Genomic DNA, 18,556 nt, shown 5'->3' with positions numbered 1-18,556 from the left:
ATGGAAGCGAAAAAAATAAGTATTTGTGATACGTAAATAACAAAGTTGGTGTTGAATACTGTTTTTAGAGAGCAGAGCAGATACCCTGTCATAAATTCATTTATTTATCAATCTAAGTGTTATGTCACAATTGAAACTTCAAACCTCCTTTCTAGACAATATCTCTGAAAAAGAAATTCAGTTTTTAAAAAGTTTGGTAGATTATAGTCACCTCAATGCTATTCCCGAAATTTGGCCCATAGCTGCCCAACACTTTGGTGATACCGTAGCGCTGTATAATCCCCATTCCAAGCCGGAAGAACAGTATAGTTATCAACAATTAGCAGCGCTTATTCAACAATTTGCATCTGGTTTACAAGCCTTAGGAATTAATCCCAGAGACAGAATTTCTCTCATTGCAGATAATAGTCCACGCTGGTTTATTGCTGATCAAGGTATCATGACAGCAGGGGCAGTGGATGCGGTGCGTAGTTCCCAAGCAGAACGGGAAGAACTGGTTTTTATTATCGGGAATAGTGGCAGCGTTGCCTTGGTTGTGGAAGATATAAAAACATTCAATAAATTACGGGAACGTTTGCATGATTTGCCAATTAAATTAATCGTATTACTGACAGATGAGACACCACCTTCAGACAGTGCCATTCAGGTAATTAACTTTAGCCAATTACTCGAAATTGGCCAAAATCATAAATTTACTCCTGTCACCCATAAGCGGGAAAATTTAGCGACTTTGATTTATACCTCTGGCACCACAGGTAGACCCAAAGGCGTAATGCTGACTTTCAATAATTTGATGCACCAAGTTATTACCTTTGGATTGGTACTACAACCAAAAGTAGGAGACGCAGTTTTGAGTATTCTGCCTACCTGGCACAGTTATGAAAGAACATCAGAATATTATTTACTTTCTCAAGGTTGCAGCCAGGTTTATACTAACTTACGGTCTGTGAAAAATGATTTGAAAAAATATAAACCCCACTTTATGGTAGCTGTACCGAGATTGTGGGAATCAATTTATGAAGGTGTACAAAAACAATTCCGCGAACAACCTGCAAATAAACAAAAACTAATTTACTTTTTCCTGGGAATTAGCGAAAAATATATCCAAGCCAAACACATAGCTAATAATACCAGTTTAGATCATCTTCATGCTTCATCTTTGACTAGATTGTCATCTGGAGTAGTAGCGTTGCTTTTGTCTCCTCTCCATGCTTTAGGTGGAAAACTGGTTTATAACAAAGTCCGGGAAGCCACAGGGGGAAGACTGAAGCAAGTAATTAGCGGTGGTGGTGCACTGCCTCGTCATATTGATAACTTTTTTGAAATTATTGGGGTGCAGATTTTACAAGGTTATGGTTTGACAGAAACTTCTCCTGTGACTAATGTGCGTCGTCCTTGGCGAAATATGATTGGTGCATCAGGACAACCTCTCCCAGTGACAGATGTGAAAATAGTTGATCCGGAAACTCGCCAACCATTACCTTTAGGGAAGCGGGGTTTAGTCTTGTTGCGGGGTCCACAAGTGATGCAAGGCTATTACCAAAATCCGGAAGCTACCAAGAAAGCCATTGATGGGGAAGGATGGTTTGATAGTGGTGATTTAGGTTGGTTGACCCCTGAGCAAGATTTGGTGTTGACTGGCAGGGCAAAAGATACGATTGTGTTACTGAATGGGGAAAATATAGAACCCCAACCCATTGAAGATGCTTGCTTGCGATCGCCCTACATTGATCAGATTATGTTAGTAGGGCAAGACCAGCGCAGTCTTGGAGCATTAATTGTCCCCAATCTTGAAGCTTTAGAAAAGTGGATAGTCAGTCAACAAGGGAATGTTCCCCCGGCTACTGATGACAAAATTGACCTGGAGAGTAAAATAATCCAGGATTTATTTCGGCAAGAATTGAATCGAGAAGTCCAAAACCGTCCAGGTTATCGCATAGATGACCGTATTGGCCCATTCAAACTAATTCAAGAACCATTTTCAATAGAAAATGGCTTGATGACACAAACCTTAAAAATTCGCAGAAACGTTGTCATGGAACGGTATCGCGATATTATTGACGGAATGTTTGCCAAATAATTCCACTTGCAAACTATCAAAGTGAACAAAAAATCTTTATGGATGTCTCCAACCCTCAATTGCTGTTAAAACGAGTTGTTAATGTCAAAGCCATAGTTACACCTCTTTGGAAAGACGAAGTACAACAACAACTACAAGTACAGATCAACCAACTTGATCAACAATTACAACAATTAGATATCGAAGGACAAAGGGCAATTACTGCCATTCAAAAGCAGAATTTACAACCACCAGGCCCTCAAACCCTACAACAAATTGATAATATTCAACTCCAAGTTAATCAAAAGAAAAGCGAACTGCTCGAACAAAAAAATCAAATGTTGCAAAATCTTCAGCAAGTACAATTGCTGGAATTAGACCAAGAAGTTAACCAATTTCAAATGGAAGGATTTTTCCGCGTGGAAAGAGGTGATAACTTAATTAGCAAAATGCAGGTAGAAATAGTCCTGCGGGATGGCGTAGTTGAAGACATTCGCGGTGATGTCTAACAATTAGACCCCTTGGTCAGTAGTTCAGTTTATAGGGACTACTGACAACCATTGTATTGAGAGGTAATCTTACCTGTAGGTAGACATTTAGCCTGGGAACCAGCCCAGATAATCTGCCATACTGGAGGTGAATTGACCAAAAGCGATCGCCCGAAAGTAGTCATCTCCAACCGATATTTCACCTTTTTACCCTTATTCCCAGTCAATGGTATTTGTGTAACCGTCACCAATGCTTGATTGGGCTGGGGATAAACCACCTCTATTTCTGGTTTACCAGACACTAGCCCCAGATCATCAATGGCATTGAGGGCCAGAATAGTAGGATCACTGCCTTGCAGCACAAAGTTATTACTATCTAAAGGGATTGTTTTATAATGGTGTCGCTCTGGATCAGCGATCGCCTCTGAAGACTGGGCAACTACAGAAAATTCCTGCCTTTGCTGATTGACAACTTCCGTATTCAATGTCATTGGCTGAAGTTGATGAATCCAAACTCCAACACCAGCAGAAACAAAGAAACTGATTGTCAAAATGAAAAACAATGTAAGCCTTGGCGACATAGTATCAAAGAGGAATTATAACGGTTTAACCACCAACTTTGAATTCTAAATTCCACTCACACCCTTTCACCTCTACTGATCAGTGGTTTATAGCTACAGAAGAAGTAGCAAAAAAGATAGAGATGTACAGCCATCCTAACTGCTATTGACAGCCAACAGCCAATGGGCAAAATAGATATTGACTTACTGTCCATAGTTACTATATGAATAGACATTTATCTGTTTCATAGGTTCCAGAGTGACAGGTGACAGGTGACAGGTGACAGGTGATAGGTGATAGGTGACAGGTGACAGAGGAAGAAGAGTTCATTTTCTTCCTTCTGCAACTTCTGCAACTTCTGCAACTTCTGCAACTCCTGTTTGCGTAGCGTGCCGTAGGCATACTCCTGTACGGGCGGGTTTACCAAAATTCTCGTTCATAGTTGATGATATCTGTAAACCCGCCCCTACTGACTCCTGTTCGCGCAGCGTGGCGTTAGCCATACTTCTGTTCGCGCAGCGTGGCGCAGCCATACTCCTGTAACTTCTGTAACTCCTGAACTCCTTATTCTAAAAATTCTCATGCCAAGATACAATTCGATCTGGCAACAGCTGTTAAAGTCCATAAAAATTATTGATTCCTAAACCACCATATGAGCATTAACGAAGTATTTATGCCGGCGCTGAGTTCCACCATGACCGAGGGGAAAATAGTCTCTTGGGTGAAATCGCCAGGAGATAAAGTGGAAAAAGGCGAAACAGTGGTGGTTGTTGAGTCAGATAAGGCGGATATGGATGTAGAGTCCTTCTATGAAGGATATCTAGCCCAGATTATAGTCCCAGCTGGTGAAACTGCCCCTGTTGGTGCAGCGATCGCTTATATTGCAGAAACAGAAGCAGAAATCGAAGCTGCAAAATCCTTAGCTAACCCAGCCAGCACTGCTACAGCTGCCGCACCTACCCCTGTACCCGTCGCTGCTGCTGCCGTAGCTGCACCAGTCACAGCTTCTCAAAATGGTTCTAACCATAAAGAAGGACGGTTAGTAGCTTCACCCCGTGCTCGCAAGCTGGCAAAAGAACTCAAAATAGATTTAATTAATCTCAAAGGTAGTGGCCCCTTTGGTCGCATCATTGCTGAAGATGTGGAAACTGCCGCAGGTAAAGCACCTACACCTGCACCTGCACCCGTAGTACCTGCAATACCTGTTATTCCCACAGCCGCACCTGCACCCACACCTGCACCCGCAGTCGCTAGTTCCGTGCCTGGTCAAGTAGTTCCTTTAACTACCCTGCAAAACGCAGTTGTGCGGAATATGGTAGCTAGTTTATCAGTGCCTGTGTTCCGTGTCAGCTACACCATCACCACTGATGCACTAGATAAAGTTTATAAACAAATAAAATCTAAAGGTGTAACGATGACAGCCCTACTGGCCAAAGCCGTAGCTGTCACTTTACAAAAACACCCCTTGTTGAATGCTAGCTACTCAGACCAAGGAATTGTCTATCATCCAAACTTGAATATTGCTGTAGCGGTGGCAATGGAAGATGGTGGATTAATTACCCCAGTATTGCAGAAAGCAGATACCGTAGATATCTATTCCCTGTCCCGTACCTGGAAATCTTTAGTAGAAAGAGCCAGAGCGAAACAACTCCAACCAGATGAATACACCACAGGTACCTTCACCCTGTCTAATTTGGGAATGTTTGGAGTAGATACCTTTGATGCGATTTTACCCCCTGGACAAGGTTCAATTTTAGCGATCGGTGCATCCCGTCCACAAGTGGTTGCTACTCCCGAAGGTTTATTCGGTGTACGTCAACAAATGCAAGTTAATATCACCTGTGACCACCGGATTATTTATGGTGCTCATGCAGCCGCATTCTTGCAAGACTTAGCAAAATTGATTGAAACAAATCCTCAATCTTTAACTCTATAACCAAAATATTTTGGCAACAGCAATTTAATTTCTAGACTTGGAGTTTATATAGCTTCAGGTCTTTTTTATATTAGGGAATAGGGAACAGGGAGTTTTTAAAAGTTTTAGTTAATTGCATAACTGTCTTTTCTCCAGCTATATTTACACAATTTTTTCAAAATTTATGAATAAAAATATATCCAAAAAGCCAATTATTATCGCTCATCGAGGGGCTAGCGGCTATCGTCCCGAACATACGTTAGCTGCTTATGAATTGGCAATTGATATGGGAGCAGATTATATAGAACCTGATTTAGTTTCTACTCAGGATGGGGTGTTAATTGCTCGTCATGAAAATGAGATTTCAGAAACTACAGATATTGCTGACTATCCAGAGTTTGCCTATTTAAAAACCACCAAAATTATTGATAGGCAAGTAAAAACAGGTTGGTTTACAGAAGACCTAACTCTTGCTCAATTAAAAACCTTAACAGCAAAGGAGCGCATTCCTAATTTACGTCCCCAAAACACTGTTTATAATGGCAAATTTACAATTCCTACTCTGCAAGAAATAATTGATTTAGCGCAAAGAAAAAGCCAAGAAATTAATCGTTTAATTGGAATATACCCAGAAACAAAACATCCGAGTTATTTTCAATCAATTAATTTACCATTGGAAGACAATTTACTGAATACGTTGCATAGCAATGGCTATCAGGGAAGACATGCCCCTGTCTTTATTCAATCCTTTGAAGTGAGTAATTTAAAAGCATTATCTGGTAAAACAGATTTACCCTTAGTACAGTTGATTAATGACCATGATCAACCCTATGATTTTGTCATTAATGGTGATACTCGTACCTATAGGGATTTAATTAGTAAATCGGGGTTAGCAAAAATTGCTGAATATGCCCAAGCTATTGGTGTAAATAAGAATTTAATTATCACTAGAGATAGTCAAGGTTATTTACTATCTCCCACATCTTTAATTAGTGATGCCCATGCAGCTAATTTATTAATTCATGGTTGGACTTTTCGTAATGAAAATGAATTTTTACCTTTAGATTTACAAGGAAATCCACAGGGTGAATATGAGCTATTTTTTAATTTAGGTATAGATGGTGTGTTCAGTGACTATCCAGATACGGCTATTGATTGTTTCATCTGATAAAATTATTACACAGTATATTTCCTGTCATATCCAGTTCTGGACATTAGTTATAATTACACCGACAGCCTAAAAATAGGTAACCGTCTTTCCCCTAGCAAGGGTAGCAAAATGGCTTTGCAACTGCTGTCTTAATTCCCACTCTTGAGACACACATTCATTACCTATAGCAGGTGACGGTGTTAAAAGCCTTTTATGGTCTAAGTTTTAGTTTTAGTTAATGCCTTAACGGCCCTACATCTATATAAAGCCAATGGTAGCAGGGAAAAACCCAGGCTAAAAAAAAGCAGCTTCGGAAAGAATCAAAAACTGAAATTCTCCGTCACTGAAGTTAGGAATATAATTTAAAGGTTAATTTATGTTATCACAAGCACGTCGGTTTTTATTCGCTGGACTGAGTATCTCTTTACTGCTGGGTAATTCTGCGGTTTTCGCTCAAGGTGGTGTGGTAGTCCCAACTAGTGATTCAGATATCACTTATCCCTCTAACCCTTCACCTAGTACCTCTGGTTCATCTACTACGACTCCCAGTTCTACCACTGTTGATGGTGATAAAAAATTTAGCTGTCAATTTGTCAATGGTAGATATACTGTAATGTATCAGCCGGAAAGTCAACCAGGACAATACTTTGCTTGGGCTGCACCTCAAGCTTTGGGTGGTGGTTGGACTCCTGAAGCACGGTGTAATGCGATCGCTGAACGTTTAGAATTATATCGTCCTGATGGCTTGCAAGAACTCAACATCGCTAGACAAAATAGCGAAAATATTATTTGCGTTACCACTGAAGCTCTTCCCACATGTCGCATTGTTTTGACTGTTCCCCGTGGTAAAGACCCTTACACTGTCCGCAGTAGTGTATTTCAAAATTTGATATCTGCTGATGATGGACAACAAACTATTGCAGTCAATACTTTTAATAATCGCAATAACAATGGACTAGGTGCAATATATAACTTGGGCAATAGTTTATTGGGTGGACGGAATAATCAGGTGAATTCCTCTCGCGGTGGCATTAATTTGAAGCCTTTCCTTGACCCCAAAGATGGTGGAACAGCTAGAAACCTCCGCAATGGTGTATCTATTAATCGTCGTTCTCAACCACAAAACAACATTCGGTTAAATCCTGGTAGATTTCGCTAATCATCATGTGTAGCTAAATATTGAGGGTGAACAGGGTGGTTAATTAAAAGTGTGAATTTCTGGTCATAAATTTCTGGCAAATTTTCCCTGTTCCCTATTATTTCTCCCCATATTAGGTTACAAATCATTTTGAGGATTTCCCAAACTTAACAATTCCCGTAGCGATCGCTCTAATTCTTGACTCACTAACTGATTTCCTTTTAAATTCATGTGAATATGGTCATGATATAAGCTTTGGGGATTGGGAAAAGCGTTAAAGATAGGGAGAAAATCTATATAGGTAATTTTTTGGCTTTTGGTCAAGTCTTGGAGACGCTGACGGGCAATAATTTCATAGTCACGGGGGACTGGTTCACCTATTTCCCGTAATAAGGGTGTCATGGCTAAAATTAGTTGACAATTCTTTTCCTGGGTGAAGGTTTTAATTTGACCAATAGCCTCTAAAATAATACCCACGCGATCGCCTTTTTCTTGATGCAGTTCTGCCATTTCCGGGATGGGTTTGGGTTTGAGTAAGTAGCGCTGGATCGCTTCGGCCATAGCTAAAGGTGGTTTCCTATCTGGGTAATTGATATCTCTTCCCACAGGTAAAGATGTAGGTGCAATCCCAAATAAGTCATCAGTGTTAATTAATAAAACCACCACCTGAGCGTTAAATGTGCCAAACTTTTGTAAATAGGCTAATTCGTTGCGGGGACTCCAGGAGTTAGCAGAAGCATTTAATACTTCTATCTGTTGATGATGGGTGAGGGAACCTAAGGAATTGGTGAGTAAACTAGAAATGGTATTTGCCTGATCTGTCCACCAACCACCGTTAGCAATGGAATCTCCCAAAAGCAGTACACGCAGCGTTAATGGTTGAGGTATCTTGGCAATTGACCCACTCCGCATGGAATATTCATTAATTTCAATGCGATTACCAAAGCGACGGGTGCGCTGGTTGGGTGCTAATAAATAACCGATTTTCTCATCCTGAATGTAAATTAAGGGATTACCAAAACCAAAGAGCGATCGCAATCCTAACTCGATTGCTACCAATAACCCTAGAACTAACGCCACAATGATGATTAGCGTCTCTTTCACCTGCAAATACCCATGTCAACTGAAGTTATCCAGTATTACAGTACATCAAATTTTCCCAAGAAGGAAAAGCGATCGCTCCACTAACTTGTATATCTGGTTGAAATCAAATTTCGTTAATAATTTTTAGTATTATTTTTTACTAAAAGCTTCCTGTTTTTTACTGATAAACTTCTCGCCAGTTTTGAGAAGTGGCAAATGTGATTAATCTCTAACTAATTTGACAGATAGTCGTTTGACATTAATAAAGCATGATATTAATATCATCCCCAATATTGACTGGGAAATCTACCTAATGGATTGCAAAACAGCAACTTTAGTTTATCAAGCTGAAAATCATCTTGACAAAATTCGCGAAATTTTTCCAGAAGCTTGGGATTTTTTAGAAGCAGCAGCTAAAGCTTTTGTAGATAATCAACCAGATAAATTTGATTCAGAAGTGAGAAAATTAGTTGGTGAAACACCATTCAAATTTAGAATGGTACATCGTGACGACCAAGACCAACTAACAAAAGATATTGCTGATTTATTAGGAGATATTACCTCTCGCTTATTACTAGAGCAATATTTTTCCCAACAAATTGGTCAACCAGTATTTTTTAGTACAATTTGTTGTAGCAGTCATCTAACTTCTGATCATGAATTAACACTAGCAGAGGTTTTACCATTACAGCGTGCGGCAGTAAAGTTACAAAGCTAATTGACTATTTAAAAATATCCACCTATTTTCACATATTTATGCTAGAGCAGGTATTGTGCCTGCTTTTTTCATAAAATCGATTGCTGAAGCAAATTTTTGATGAAATCACTGACGTGGTGATATAGTGACACCAATCGGTTCTGATGGGAAGCAGCTATCGGACGCAAGGGGGAAAGTTCGGTGTAAATCCGGCACTGTCCCGCAACTGTGAGCCATAATCAGGCAAGTCAGGATGCCCGCCGATGAAAATTCCCTTACATACATCTGCGAGGTACAGATTATGTCCAGAAGACAGCAGGGGTTAGTCAGTCTAACCTTAATGACAGCTATCAGTTTTTACTCAGTCGTAGGTTTACCTAAACCCGCTTACGCGATGCACATTATGGAAGGTTTTTTACCTGTGCAGTGGGCGGTTTTTTGGTGGGTAGTAGCATTACCATTTTTTGTTTTCGGTGTACGCAGTCTCACCCGTATTACTCAAGCTAACCCAGAACTGAAATTACTTTTAGGTTTAGCTGGTGCCTTTAGTTTTGTTCTCTCAGCCTTAAAAATTCCTTCCGTCACAGGTAGTTGTTCCCATCCCACAGGAACAGGTCTAGGTGCAGTGCTGTTTGGACCCCTGTCCATGTCAGTGTTAGGTAGCTTGGTATTGCTATTTCAGGCTTTGTTGCTGGCCCATGGTGGCTTGACTACCTTGGGTGCGAATGCTTTTTCTATGGCGATCGCTGGGCCATTTGCCGCCTATTGGATTTATCATCTGACTATGCGCTTCACTGGCAAGGAAAGAATTGCTATCTTCCTAGCCGCAGCATTGGCAGATTTACTCACCTACATTATTACTTCTATTCAACTGGCATTAGCCTTTCCTGCACCTGTGGGTGGATTTATCGCCTCATTTCTCAAATTTGCCGGTATTTTTGCCATAACTCAAGTTCCCTTAGCAATTAGTGAAGGATTACTCACAGTGCTGGTGTGGAACTGGCTACAATCCTATAATCCTCAAGAATTAGAATTGCTGAAATTAATCAAACAGGAACATCAAAGCAATGAATCAATCTAAAACAGGATTGAATAACTGGTTGTTAGTCCTAGCTGTATTAGCTTTAGCTGTAACACCAATTATTTTGGTTCGGGATGGTGAGTTTGGTGGTGCTGATGATCAGGCCAAAGCAGTGATCACAGAAATTCAACCAGAATATCAACCTTGGGTTAAATCCATCTTTGAACCTCCCAGTGGTGAAGTAGCCAGTTTATTATTCGCATCTCAAGCTGCTTTAGGTGCAGGAGTAGTTGGTTATGTCATTGGTTTATATAAAGGACGTTCCCAACAAGCAAGACGTGAAGAATGAGTCTGAAATTAGATACTTTAGCTTACACCAATCAACTACGAGGCTTACCACCTGAACATAAATTAATTTTTGCCTTGATCACTCTTGTAATTTCCTTAGCAACCCATCCCCTCGTACAGATTTTAATGGCATTGTGGATGGGCATTTGGACAGTAATTTATGCCAAAATTCCCGCCCAGATATACTTGCGCTTGTTAATATTTGCGAGTTTGTTTTGGTTAACCAGCTTACCCGCACTGATAATTAATATTGTGGCTATTGCAGATTTTCCAAAAATCCAACCTGATTTATGGTATGGACTGAATTTAGGTGCTTACTATATTTATCTTAGCCATCATGGAACTATCCAGGCTTTATCTATATTCACTCGCGCCTTTGCTGCTATTTCCTGTTTGTATTTTCTCATGTTGACTGTCCCATTCACAGAGATATTACAAACTCTCCGCCGTTGGCACTGTCCAGTTTTATTAACCGATTTATTATTAATAATGTATCGGTTTATTTTCATTCTTTTGCAAGTTGCGGCTGAATTATGGACAGCACAAAACGCCCGGATTGGCTACCGCAATTGGCAGACTAGTATGAAAAGTTTAGCAATATTAGTTGGACAACTATTACAACGTACTTTACAACAATATAGTCAATTTTCTCTAGGACTAGAAACCAGAGGTTTTACAGGAGAATTTCGAGTTTGGCATTCCAGAAATTATTATCCTTCTCCTAGATATATCATAGAAGCACTTTGTGGCTGTGTTGTTTTAATCGGATTAGAAATTTGGTGCAATGCAAGAATATTTACTTGAATTTGAGCAGGTATCCTATAAATATCCTGGAGCGAATCAACCTGCCTTAAATAAGCTAACATTAAGAATTCCTAAAGGAAAAAAATGTGCATTAATTGGTCAAAATGGTAGTGGTAAAACTACGCTATTACTCCTAGCTAATGGTTTACACAAACCTACCTCAGGTAAGGTATATTGGCGTGGTCAACCATTAAATTATCATCGGCGATTTCTGATTCAATTACGACAGCAAATCGGCTTAGTATTTCAAAATCCAGAACAGCAATTAGTAGCATCTACCGTTGAAGAAGATATATCTTACGGTTTATGTAATTTGGGTTTACCAGAACCAGAAATTAAAAATCGGGTTGAGCAAGCATTAATTGAATTTGGACTCACTCATTTAGCAGCCAAGCCAGTCCATCATCTCAGCTTAGGGCAAAAAAAACGAGTTTCTATTGCTGATGTGATGGTACTAAAACCGGAATTACTCATTTTAGATGAACCCACTGCCTATTTAGATATAAAACATAGTCGCCATTTGATGAAAACACTCCAAACAATTCATCAAAATGGTAATACTTTATTAATGGCAACCCATGATTTAGATTTAGTTTATTGGTGGGCAGATTGGTTGTTTGTCATGGATCAAGGGCAATTAATCCTTGAAGGTGAACCACAAGAAGTATTTAGCCAGCGAAAAGTTTTAGAGGAGTTAGATTTGGGTTTACCACTAATCAACCAAATTTTGTTAGATGATTTATCTGATGAAGAAAAAATGGTGATTAAACGAGTACAACAAAGAATTTTAGAACTAGTCCGTAATTTTTAAATTAGCTGTAAATATCTCCTGGGAAATTTTGATTAATTCTGCCAAGGAATAACAGGTATACTGGTTGTGATGATATATTTTCCAGCAAGTTGGTTCTGCATGAGATATTACTTTTATTAATATGGATGTTTTCATAACATCTGTAACCGCATTTTGAGCAATTTTATTCACTAAAAACCCTACTCTTTGTAAAGCACGAATAGTCCAAACAGTTGTAATACCCTCACCGATAACATGAACTTTTCCCTTGACTGGGGTATGTAAATGAAACTCCCCAGAAAACATATCAAACTCTACACCTTCACTGCGGAAGGTATCAGCAAAAGCACCACTTAACACCAAATCTTCTGGTGCGCCAACCTGTAAAACCCCCTCAGATGTTAATAACCAAACTTGGTCAGCCAGCCGCAAAGCTAAATCTAAATCATGGGTAGAAAGTAAAATTGCTTGTTGATTTTCTCGTGCTAACTGACGTAGCAATTGCATAATTTCTACCCGGCGTGGTAAATCTAAAAATGCCGTCGGTTCATCTAATAACATTACCATCGGCGACTGCGCCAAAGCACGCGCAATCATAATTTTTTGACGTTCACCATCACTCAGTTCGCTAACTTGACGCACAGCTAAATGTAACGCACCTACAGATTTGATCGCCCAATGTATAATTGCTTTATCTTCGGGTGTTAATTTTCCCCACCAGTCAGTATAAGGATGTCTTCCCAAACTCACCAGAGTATAAGCCGATAACATTCCCACATCCACCCTTTCCGTCAGCACCAAACTCAACCGCTTGGCTAAATCCTGCGGTGCTAACTTATAGATATCATCACCCAAAAGTCGCACCTCACCCGCTAGAGGTGGTTGCATTCCCGCAAGCGATCGCAGTAATGTAGACTTACCCGAACCATTCGGCCCCAATAAACACACCAATTCCCCAGCTTCCAGACAAACAGAAATATCCCTTGCCACACACCGCACAGTTTTGCGGGATGTTTGATAACCGATATTCAGATTATGAGTAGTTAAAATCGCATTATTCATGATGGAAAGGACTTTTGGGAATTACGCCTCAAAATCACCCAACTAACCACAGGAGTCCCTATCAAAGCCGTAATTGCATTTAAAGGTAAAACCATCTGACTCACCCAAAGCTGAGAACACAAATCAGCCACCAAAGCCAATATTCCCCCCATAATCATCACCCCAGGGATTAAAATCCGATGATCGGAACTCATAAATAGACTGCGACACAAATGAGGAATAGCCACACCCAAAAATGCGATCGGCCCGCAAAAAGCCGTAATTCCACCAGCTAAAATAGAAGCACTACTAATAATAGAAAATCTAGCTTTCTTCACCGTTAAACCCAAACTCCGCGCGTAAGCTTCCCCCAACAACAGCGCATTTAAAGATTTTGATTGCAACACCGCTACCAATAAACTAAAAACTATCACCGGAATTAACACAATTAACTGTCTCCAAGTCACTCCAGCGAAGCTACCAAAAGTCCACATAATATAACTTTGAATCCGTTCTTTAGAGCTAAATTGCAATAAAATACTCACAATTGCACTCGTAGCGTAACCAAACAATAAACCCAAAATTAGCAGCGTCATCGTCTCTTGTACCCGACGCGCCACCACTAACATTAAACCCAAAACCGAAGCCGCACCAAGACTAGCAGCTATCACCAACCCAAAATCAGTAATAATTCCCAAATCATTTAATAAAGTTGGTATCGTCACACTTGCAGTTAACACCACCAAAGCCACACCCAAACTTGCACCAGAACTAATTCCTAACACAAAAGGCCCCGCCAAGGGATTTTTAAATAGAGTTTGCATTTGCAACCCACTCACACCCAAAGCCGCACCCGCTAAAGTTGCAGTCAAAGCTTTCGGAAGTCTAAATTTGAGAATAATATTCGCCCATGTTGCTTTTTCTGGCTCTTGTCCCAGTAAAATATTGATAACTTCTTGAATAGGAATAGAGACAGAACCTAAAGCTAAATCTAGTAAAAATGCAACAACAAAACCGATAATTAACAATAAAAATACTAAAGTTCTGATAGAAGTAGATTTAAAGAGTATTAATAGGTTAGACGGCAGATATTTAAGTAACATTATTGGCTAAATTTACGATAGTAAAACAATTGATGCTTCGGTAATATTTCTGGATGCAAGATTTTAATTAAATCTGCAAGCACAATATCAGGATTACTAATTCCCCCTTCCCAGTAATCATTACCACCATTCGCATTCACACGCGCGTTGTTGTTATAAAGATTGCCTGTTTTCACAGCTTGAAAATCAGCATAGCGGTTATCTTCTGCGATTAAATCCTTGACACTTCGCCAAGCTTGGCTAAAATTCAACCAATAATCAGCATTAGCAGCACGTTCTAAAACCACTTCAAAAGAAAGCGGTAAACTACCATTAGATTTATCATCACTCCACAAATAATTTCCTCCAGCATCAGCGAGATATTTCGCTACATAACTGTTACCACCTGGCATAAACCAAGTACCTTTAAAGTTAAAGCCAACAAATACACTCGGACGGTTTTTCACAGATTGAGCTTTGGCGGCTATTTGTATATATCTATTCGCAATTTCATTAAATATCTTTTCTGCTTTGGCTTCTTGATTAAAAAACAAAGCCGTAAATTTTAACCATTCACTTCTCCCCAAAGGTGTATCTTCCATATATTCAGCATTTATCCCCACCTTTAACCCTGCTTCTGTGAGTTTGCTATAACTATCAGTTTGGGAATTACCTGTACCGAAGGTTGTGACTAAATCGGGATTTAATGCTAATAATTTTTCGATATCTACATTGGAATTATTGCCGACTTGGGTAATATTTCCGGCTTTAATTTCCTCAACTACTTCAGGTGTATTGACTTGGTTAATATTACTCACACCAATTAATTTATCAACTACACCTAATTTAGCTAAGTGGGGTAAATGTGTAGTTGATAGAGAGACTATGGAGTTAATGGGAACTGTAATTACTTGTGCCTGCCTAAATCCTTGGGGTGTGGGAGTTCCACATTGGACTAAAACATATTGAAACTGGGTTTTAGCATTTTGCCAAGGTTTTTTGATGGTAACTACTTTGTAGTGTTGATAATATTCAACTGCAAAACCTTTGGCGTGGGTGATTTTGATTTTATTGGGGAAGTAATCTTGGTTAGGGTTATAGTTGGGGGTGCAGGTGTTAGTTGATGTGTGAATTGTGGTGTGATTACAAGCGATGATGAGGGTGGCTATGAGGCATAATTGACAGAGGAAAATGATTGGTTTTTGGTGGGGGAGTTTTATCATTTTTATCTCACGCAGAGACGCAGAGACGCAGAGAGTTAGAGGAAGGTTAGGGGGTTTGGGGTGGGTAGAGGTTTTCGGTGATTTTGTTACCGTTCACCAAATGTTCGTTGACGATATTTTCGGCAACATTGGGGTTAACGCGAGTGTACCAAGTTCTATCATTGGAATAAAAAACAACTGGGCCGAGTTGACACACTTCTAAACAGCCGGATGTTCTGACTTCGATGTCTAAACCTGCGTTTTCTACTGCTGATTTTAAAGCATCAAATGTAGGTTGCCATTTGCGGGAAGGAAGACAGCGTGTAGAGGTACAAACGGAAATATAGGAATGTTTGAGAGGATTTTTAGTAAAGGGTATGGGTTTTTTACCTAATACATAAATATCTCGCAAATCTTGATAAAGAGCTAATTTATCTAGATTTGGTTTACCCTCCGGTAATAAATTTTCTCCATCCACCAAAGGATTAGGTAACAAAATCGTCATCAATTGTTCATTCGCACCATTCCAAAACTGAATCCCCCAACTTCTAGGATTTCCTTCTGCATTAAACCGCCGATAAAAAGCCGCACGGGAAACTAAACGTTGCTTCCTCACTTCCACAGGAGTTTTACACAAAGGGCCGCCAAAATTAGTATCAATACATAAATGTAAATGCCAACCCTCAGCCGCCACCGTCAAATAGCCATCATAGAGAATACAAAGCTTTGGCGGTGCATTAAATTCCAACTCCAAAACACTACCTTGAACAATATGAGCAATCCCAACTTGCTGCCAATTCTGTTCAAACAAAGTATAAACTAACGATGCTAAAACATCACTGCCACAATCAAAATATTCATACTCAACAAACCCCCCCGTAGCTAAATCTTCCTTAACTACCTCATTAACTGGTGTCACCCAACAATTAAACTCAGCCATTCTTAATTCTCCTTTACGCCTTTGCGCCTTTGCGCGAAACAAATCTTTAAAACCGAGAACTCAAACCAACCTGAAAAACCCTCCCCCCATCAGGAAACCCAGGAAACAACTGATAACGCTGATCAAACAGATTATCCAAACTCCCAGTTAAAACCAAACTATCACTAATAGGTACACGCATCTTCAAATCAAAAGTCGTATACCCCGAAAGAAACTCTGTATTAATATTATTAGTGGGATAGCCATTTAAAGAATTCATCAACACACCAAAATACCAACCTTGAGGATTTTCATAAGATACACCTAAATTTAATTTATCCGCACCTGCAAACCTTAATTCCTTATCAACCTCCGCCGGATTAGCACTTGCTAAAATACGCGGATCATTCGCCGTATAATTAACAAAAGCATAGACATTCCTTGCCAATTGTAAATTTAACGAAGCTTCAATTCCCGTAGTTTGTACCAAACCGATATTTTCCCAAGTTCCCGTATTGCCATTGACAGGCGGTGTGAGTCTTTTAAAGGCAATTGTATCAGAAACACGGTTACTAAAAAATGTCAACCTCAACAAGCCAATGTTACCTAACTTTTGGTCAATCCCCACATCAAAACTATCTCCTTGTTCTGGCTTGAGGTCAGGATTACCAATATTAGTAGGATTATTATTAAATAAATTGGCGATCGTCGGCGCACGGAAATTTCTGATATAGTTGGCTCGGATTGTAGTTGCATCTGAAACTGCAAATTTTGCCCCTACAGATGGCGATGTAAATGAACCATTGACCAAACTACTAAAATCTTGCCGCACTCCTAAATTCATACTAAAACTAGGAGAAAAGTTAATTTCGTATCTCCCAAAAATCGCCCCTTGACCTATAGCATCATCATAATTTTCTCTGGTGATGCTTGTACCATAATTAAATGTAGTATTCCGTACATTAGTATTACGATAATCAAAGCCATAAACTAAGGTCTTATTCTTAGCAACATTCCAATTATGGGTAACTTGAATACCATAGGAATCTTGTTTGGTATCAAAGCGGTTTTGAGAGGTAATTGCACCACTGCGATTATCAAAACGAGTGTTGAGAAAGTCAGCATAAACTCTCGCTGTTAATAGGGAATCATCACCGCTTCCTAATTTGGAGTTCCAGGTTAAATCAGTAAGAACTTGGTCTGTGTATTTCCGGTTATTCTCGGTGAGAGAGTTAAAAAATCCCTGTCCAAATTGCGGGAAAGGAATGGGTACGCCTCCTGGTACTCCCTGTTCTTTCCCTAAATATAAGGTAGAGAGGGTTAAAGTATTGCGTTTACCTAAATTTGCCTCTAGTTTGACATTAAAATTATTGTAGAGTGCGTCATTATTCGTTCTTGTTCCCTCAAAATTAGCTTCAGGAATAGTAAAGCGATAATTATTTTGTGCTTGAGTCCGGTTGTAACCAACTACCCAAGAAATATCACCAGACTTACCACTATTTTGAATGCTTTGTTGGTTGAGTCCATAGGAACCGAAATTAACTTTGGTTTCTGTGGTAATTTGCTCTGTAGGACGACGGGTAACAATATTAATTACCCCACCTATTGCGTCTGAACCATAAAGTGTTGAACCACCTCCGGGTAAGACTTCAACTCTTTCAATATTATTAGTGGTAAATTCTGATAAATCGAAACCACCACCACCTAAATTATTAATTGGTCTGCCATCCAATAAGATTAAAACTTGTCCGGTGTTAGAACCGCGAATAAATTGACCACTTAAAGCGTTTACTTCTGTCCCAACTGTACCGTCACCTAAAATACCAGGAAGAAATCGCAGTGCTTCTCTGACAGTTCTTACACCTTGCGCTTCCATTTCTTCGCCGGTAATAACATACACCGGACGGGTGGAATCTTTGACTGTCCCTTCTCGACGAAAAGGGGAAAACACAGGTTCATTGAGGAGTTTGTCAATAACTGTAAGTTCAATATCTGGTTCTTTTTCTTCTGCTTGTGCAGTTTCTGTAGCGATGATGCGGGAATTTTCCCACAGCATCCCCACGGCGATAGTCACGCTAGAGACGATAAGTTGAGTTCCCCATCTGGCAATAAGTTGATTACGCATTGGTAATTTCAGCCACCTGTATAACTAAAAAATTTTGTTGTCACTAAAGATTTGAGGTTTTTTGCAAAAACTCTCAGCCAGGAGGCATTTTGATAATGATTATTATTATTATGTTTATGGTGCAATTTGCAAG

The 18,556-nt window shown here is 39.6% G+C and carries 18 protein-coding genes and 1 riboswitch; of the genes, 10 read left to right on the top strand and 8 right to left on the bottom strand.

The genetic code is table 11. The annotated features are described in order from the left end of the window. The first annotated feature begins 121 nt into the window (after positions 1–121). Both H6G73_RS11555 and H6G73_RS11550 read left to right on the top strand, forming a co-directional pair. Positions 122–2,080, top strand: a complete 1,959-nt coding sequence (locus tag H6G73_RS11555) for an AMP-dependent synthetase/ligase (protein WP_190604490.1) — start codon at positions 122–124, stop codon at positions 2,078–2,080. A gap of 38 nt (positions 2,081–2,118) precedes the next feature. Beyond that, positions 2,119–2,568, top strand: coding sequence for a YlqD family protein (locus H6G73_RS11550; RefSeq protein ID WP_190604488.1), 450 nt, complete (start codon positions 2,119–2,121; stop codon positions 2,566–2,568). 38 nt (positions 2,569–2,606) lie between these two features. On the opposite strand, the gene H6G73_RS11545 is transcribed toward H6G73_RS11550, so the two are convergent. Continuing rightward, positions 2,607–3,098 (bottom strand): hypothetical protein, encoded by a 492-nt coding sequence (locus H6G73_RS11545; RefSeq protein ID WP_313947766.1) that lies wholly within the window; start codon positions 3,096–3,098, stop codon positions 2,607–2,609. A gap of 336 nt (positions 3,099–3,434) precedes the next feature. Next, a complete protein-coding gene (locus H6G73_RS11540) occupies positions 3,435–3,641 on the bottom strand; it encodes a hypothetical protein (RefSeq protein WP_190604484.1) in 207 nt (68 codons plus the stop codon). 119 nt (positions 3,642–3,760) lie between these two features. Here H6G73_RS11540 and H6G73_RS11535 point away from each other — a divergent pair, with 119 nt between their 5' ends. From H6G73_RS11535 to H6G73_RS11525, 3 genes are all read left to right on the top strand, one after another. Beyond that, positions 3,761–5,044, top strand: coding sequence for a dihydrolipoamide acetyltransferase family protein (locus tag H6G73_RS11535; protein ID WP_190604482.1), 1,284 nt, complete (start codon positions 3,761–3,763; stop codon positions 5,042–5,044). Positions 5,045–5,207: 163 nt separating this feature from the next. After that, positions 5,208–6,191 (top strand): glycerophosphodiester phosphodiesterase, encoded by a 984-nt coding sequence (locus H6G73_RS11530; protein WP_190604480.1) that lies wholly within the window; start codon positions 5,208–5,210, stop codon positions 6,189–6,191. Positions 6,192–6,549: 358 nt separating this feature from the next. Next, positions 6,550–7,332, top strand: a complete 783-nt coding sequence (locus tag H6G73_RS11525) for a COP23 domain-containing protein (protein WP_190604478.1) — start codon at positions 6,550–6,552, stop codon at positions 7,330–7,332. A gap of 117 nt (positions 7,333–7,449) precedes the next feature. On the opposite strand, the gene H6G73_RS11520 is transcribed toward H6G73_RS11525, so the two are convergent. Beyond that, positions 7,450–8,415 carry an SGNH/GDSL hydrolase family protein gene (locus H6G73_RS11520; RefSeq protein ID WP_190604476.1) on the bottom strand — a complete coding sequence of 322 codons (966 nt, stop codon included), beginning with the start codon at positions 8,413–8,415 and terminating at the stop codon, positions 7,450–7,452. A 292-nt stretch (positions 8,416–8,707) separates the two neighbouring features. On the opposite strand from H6G73_RS11520, the gene H6G73_RS11515 reads away from it, so the two are divergent. The 5 genes from H6G73_RS11515 (at position 8,708) to H6G73_RS11495 (ending at position 12,075) form a co-directional block, all read left to right on the top strand. After that, positions 8,708–9,112, top strand: a complete 405-nt coding sequence (locus tag H6G73_RS11515) for a hypothetical protein (protein WP_190604474.1) — start codon at positions 8,708–8,710, stop codon at positions 9,110–9,112. 118 nt (positions 9,113–9,230) lie between these two features. Beyond that, positions 9,231–9,370, top strand: a riboswitch (cobalamin riboswitch). 22 nt (positions 9,371–9,392) lie between these two features. Beyond that, complete coding sequence (locus tag H6G73_RS11510) at positions 9,393–10,172, top strand: energy-coupling factor ABC transporter permease (protein ID WP_190604472.1); 780 nt, start codon at positions 9,393–9,395, stop codon at positions 10,170–10,172. Then, positions 10,159–10,461 (top strand): energy-coupling factor ABC transporter substrate-binding protein, encoded by a 303-nt coding sequence (locus H6G73_RS11505; protein ID WP_190604470.1) that lies wholly within the window; start codon positions 10,159–10,161, stop codon positions 10,459–10,461. Before H6G73_RS11510 ends, H6G73_RS11505 begins: the two co-directional genes overlap by 14 nt. Next, positions 10,458–11,264 carry a cobalt ECF transporter T component CbiQ gene (gene cbiQ, locus H6G73_RS11500; RefSeq protein ID WP_190604468.1) on the top strand — a complete coding sequence of 269 codons (807 nt, stop codon included), beginning with the start codon at positions 10,458–10,460 and terminating at the stop codon, positions 11,262–11,264. The genes H6G73_RS11505 and cbiQ overlap by 4 nt, the downstream gene beginning before the upstream one ends. Beyond that, complete coding sequence (locus H6G73_RS11495; protein ID WP_190604466.1) at positions 11,245–12,075, top strand: energy-coupling factor ABC transporter ATP-binding protein; 831 nt, start codon at positions 11,245–11,247, stop codon at positions 12,073–12,075. The genes cbiQ and H6G73_RS11495 overlap by 20 nt, the downstream gene beginning before the upstream one ends. Here H6G73_RS11495 and H6G73_RS11490 read toward each other — a convergent pair. The 5 genes from H6G73_RS11490 to H6G73_RS11470 are packed head-to-tail and all read right to left on the bottom strand — an operon-like array spanning position 12,058 to position 18,423. Continuing rightward, complete coding sequence (locus H6G73_RS11490; RefSeq protein WP_190604464.1) at positions 12,058–13,116, bottom strand: ABC transporter ATP-binding protein; 1,059 nt, start codon at positions 13,114–13,116, stop codon at positions 12,058–12,060. The genes H6G73_RS11495 and H6G73_RS11490 overlap by 18 nt on opposite strands. Next, complete coding sequence (locus tag H6G73_RS11485; protein WP_190604462.1) at positions 13,113–14,198, bottom strand: iron ABC transporter permease; 1,086 nt, start codon at positions 14,196–14,198, stop codon at positions 13,113–13,115. The genes H6G73_RS11490 and H6G73_RS11485 overlap by 4 nt, the downstream gene beginning before the upstream one ends. Further along, a complete protein-coding gene (locus tag H6G73_RS11480; RefSeq protein WP_190604460.1) occupies positions 14,198–15,400 on the bottom strand; it encodes an ABC transporter substrate-binding protein in 1,203 nt (400 codons plus the stop codon). The genes H6G73_RS11485 and H6G73_RS11480 overlap by 1 nt, the downstream gene beginning before the upstream one ends. A 46-nt stretch (positions 15,401–15,446) precedes the next feature. After that, entirely contained in the window at positions 15,447–16,319 is an 873-nt protein-coding gene (locus H6G73_RS11475) for a (2Fe-2S) ferredoxin domain-containing protein (RefSeq protein ID WP_190604458.1), read from the bottom strand. A 46-nt stretch (positions 16,320–16,365) separates the two neighbouring features. Next, complete coding sequence (locus tag H6G73_RS11470) at positions 16,366–18,423, bottom strand: TonB-dependent receptor plug domain-containing protein (protein WP_190604456.1); 2,058 nt, start codon at positions 18,421–18,423, stop codon at positions 16,366–16,368. Positions 18,424–18,556: the final 133 nt, after the last annotated feature.

Origin of the sequence: Richelia sinica FACHB-800 (genome assembly GCF_014698825.1) — a bacterium.
Lineage (GTDB): Bacteria > Cyanobacteriota > Cyanobacteriia > Cyanobacteriales > Nostocaceae > FACHB-800.
The sequence above is the reverse complement of the archived record's forward strand: the minus strand, read 5'-3'. Positions and strand labels throughout refer to the sequence as shown.

What these genes read in the sequence shown, in the direction of transcription:
- H6G73_RS11555 (WP_190604490.1), top strand. Translation starts at nt 122, where the DNA reads ATGTCACAATTGAAACTTCAAACCTCCTTTCTAGACAATATCTCTGAA.
- H6G73_RS11470 (WP_190604456.1), bottom strand. Translation starts at nt 18,423, where the DNA reads ATGCGTAATCAACTTATTGCCAGATGGGGAACTCAACTTATCGTCTCT.
- H6G73_RS11485 (WP_190604462.1), bottom strand. Translation starts at nt 14,198, where the DNA reads ATGTTACTTAAATATCTGCCGTCTAACCTATTAATACTCTTTAAATCT.
- H6G73_RS11515 (WP_190604474.1), top strand. Translation starts at nt 8,708, where the DNA reads ATGGATTGCAAAACAGCAACTTTAGTTTATCAAGCTGAAAATCATCTT.
- H6G73_RS11505 (WP_190604470.1), top strand. Translation starts at nt 10,159, where the DNA reads ATGAATCAATCTAAAACAGGATTGAATAACTGGTTGTTAGTCCTAGCT.
- H6G73_RS11535 (WP_190604482.1), top strand. Translation starts at nt 3,761, where the DNA reads ATGAGCATTAACGAAGTATTTATGCCGGCGCTGAGTTCCACCATGACC.
- H6G73_RS11490 (WP_190604464.1), bottom strand. Translation starts at nt 13,116, where the DNA reads ATGAATAATGCGATTTTAACTACTCATAATCTGAATATCGGTTATCAA.
- H6G73_RS11525 (WP_190604478.1), top strand. Translation starts at nt 6,550, where the DNA reads ATGTTATCACAAGCACGTCGGTTTTTATTCGCTGGACTGAGTATCTCT.
- H6G73_RS11550 (WP_190604488.1), top strand. Translation starts at nt 2,119, where the DNA reads ATGGATGTCTCCAACCCTCAATTGCTGTTAAAACGAGTTGTTAATGTC.
- H6G73_RS11495 (WP_190604466.1), top strand. Translation starts at nt 11,245, where the DNA reads ATGCAAGAATATTTACTTGAATTTGAGCAGGTATCCTATAAATATCCT.
- H6G73_RS11510 (WP_190604472.1), top strand. Translation starts at nt 9,393, where the DNA reads ATGTCCAGAAGACAGCAGGGGTTAGTCAGTCTAACCTTAATGACAGCT.
- cbiQ (WP_190604468.1), top strand. Translation starts at nt 10,458, where the DNA reads ATGAGTCTGAAATTAGATACTTTAGCTTACACCAATCAACTACGAGGC.
- H6G73_RS11540 (WP_190604484.1), bottom strand. Translation starts at nt 3,641, where the DNA reads ATGGCTGCGCCACGCTGCGCGAACAGAAGTATGGCTAACGCCACGCTG.
- H6G73_RS11480 (WP_190604460.1), bottom strand. Translation starts at nt 15,400, where the DNA reads ATGATAAAACTCCCCCACCAAAAACCAATCATTTTCCTCTGTCAATTA.
- H6G73_RS11530 (WP_190604480.1), top strand. Translation starts at nt 5,208, where the DNA reads ATGAATAAAAATATATCCAAAAAGCCAATTATTATCGCTCATCGAGGG.
- H6G73_RS11475 (WP_190604458.1), bottom strand. Translation starts at nt 16,319, where the DNA reads ATGGCTGAGTTTAATTGTTGGGTGACACCAGTTAATGAGGTAGTTAAG.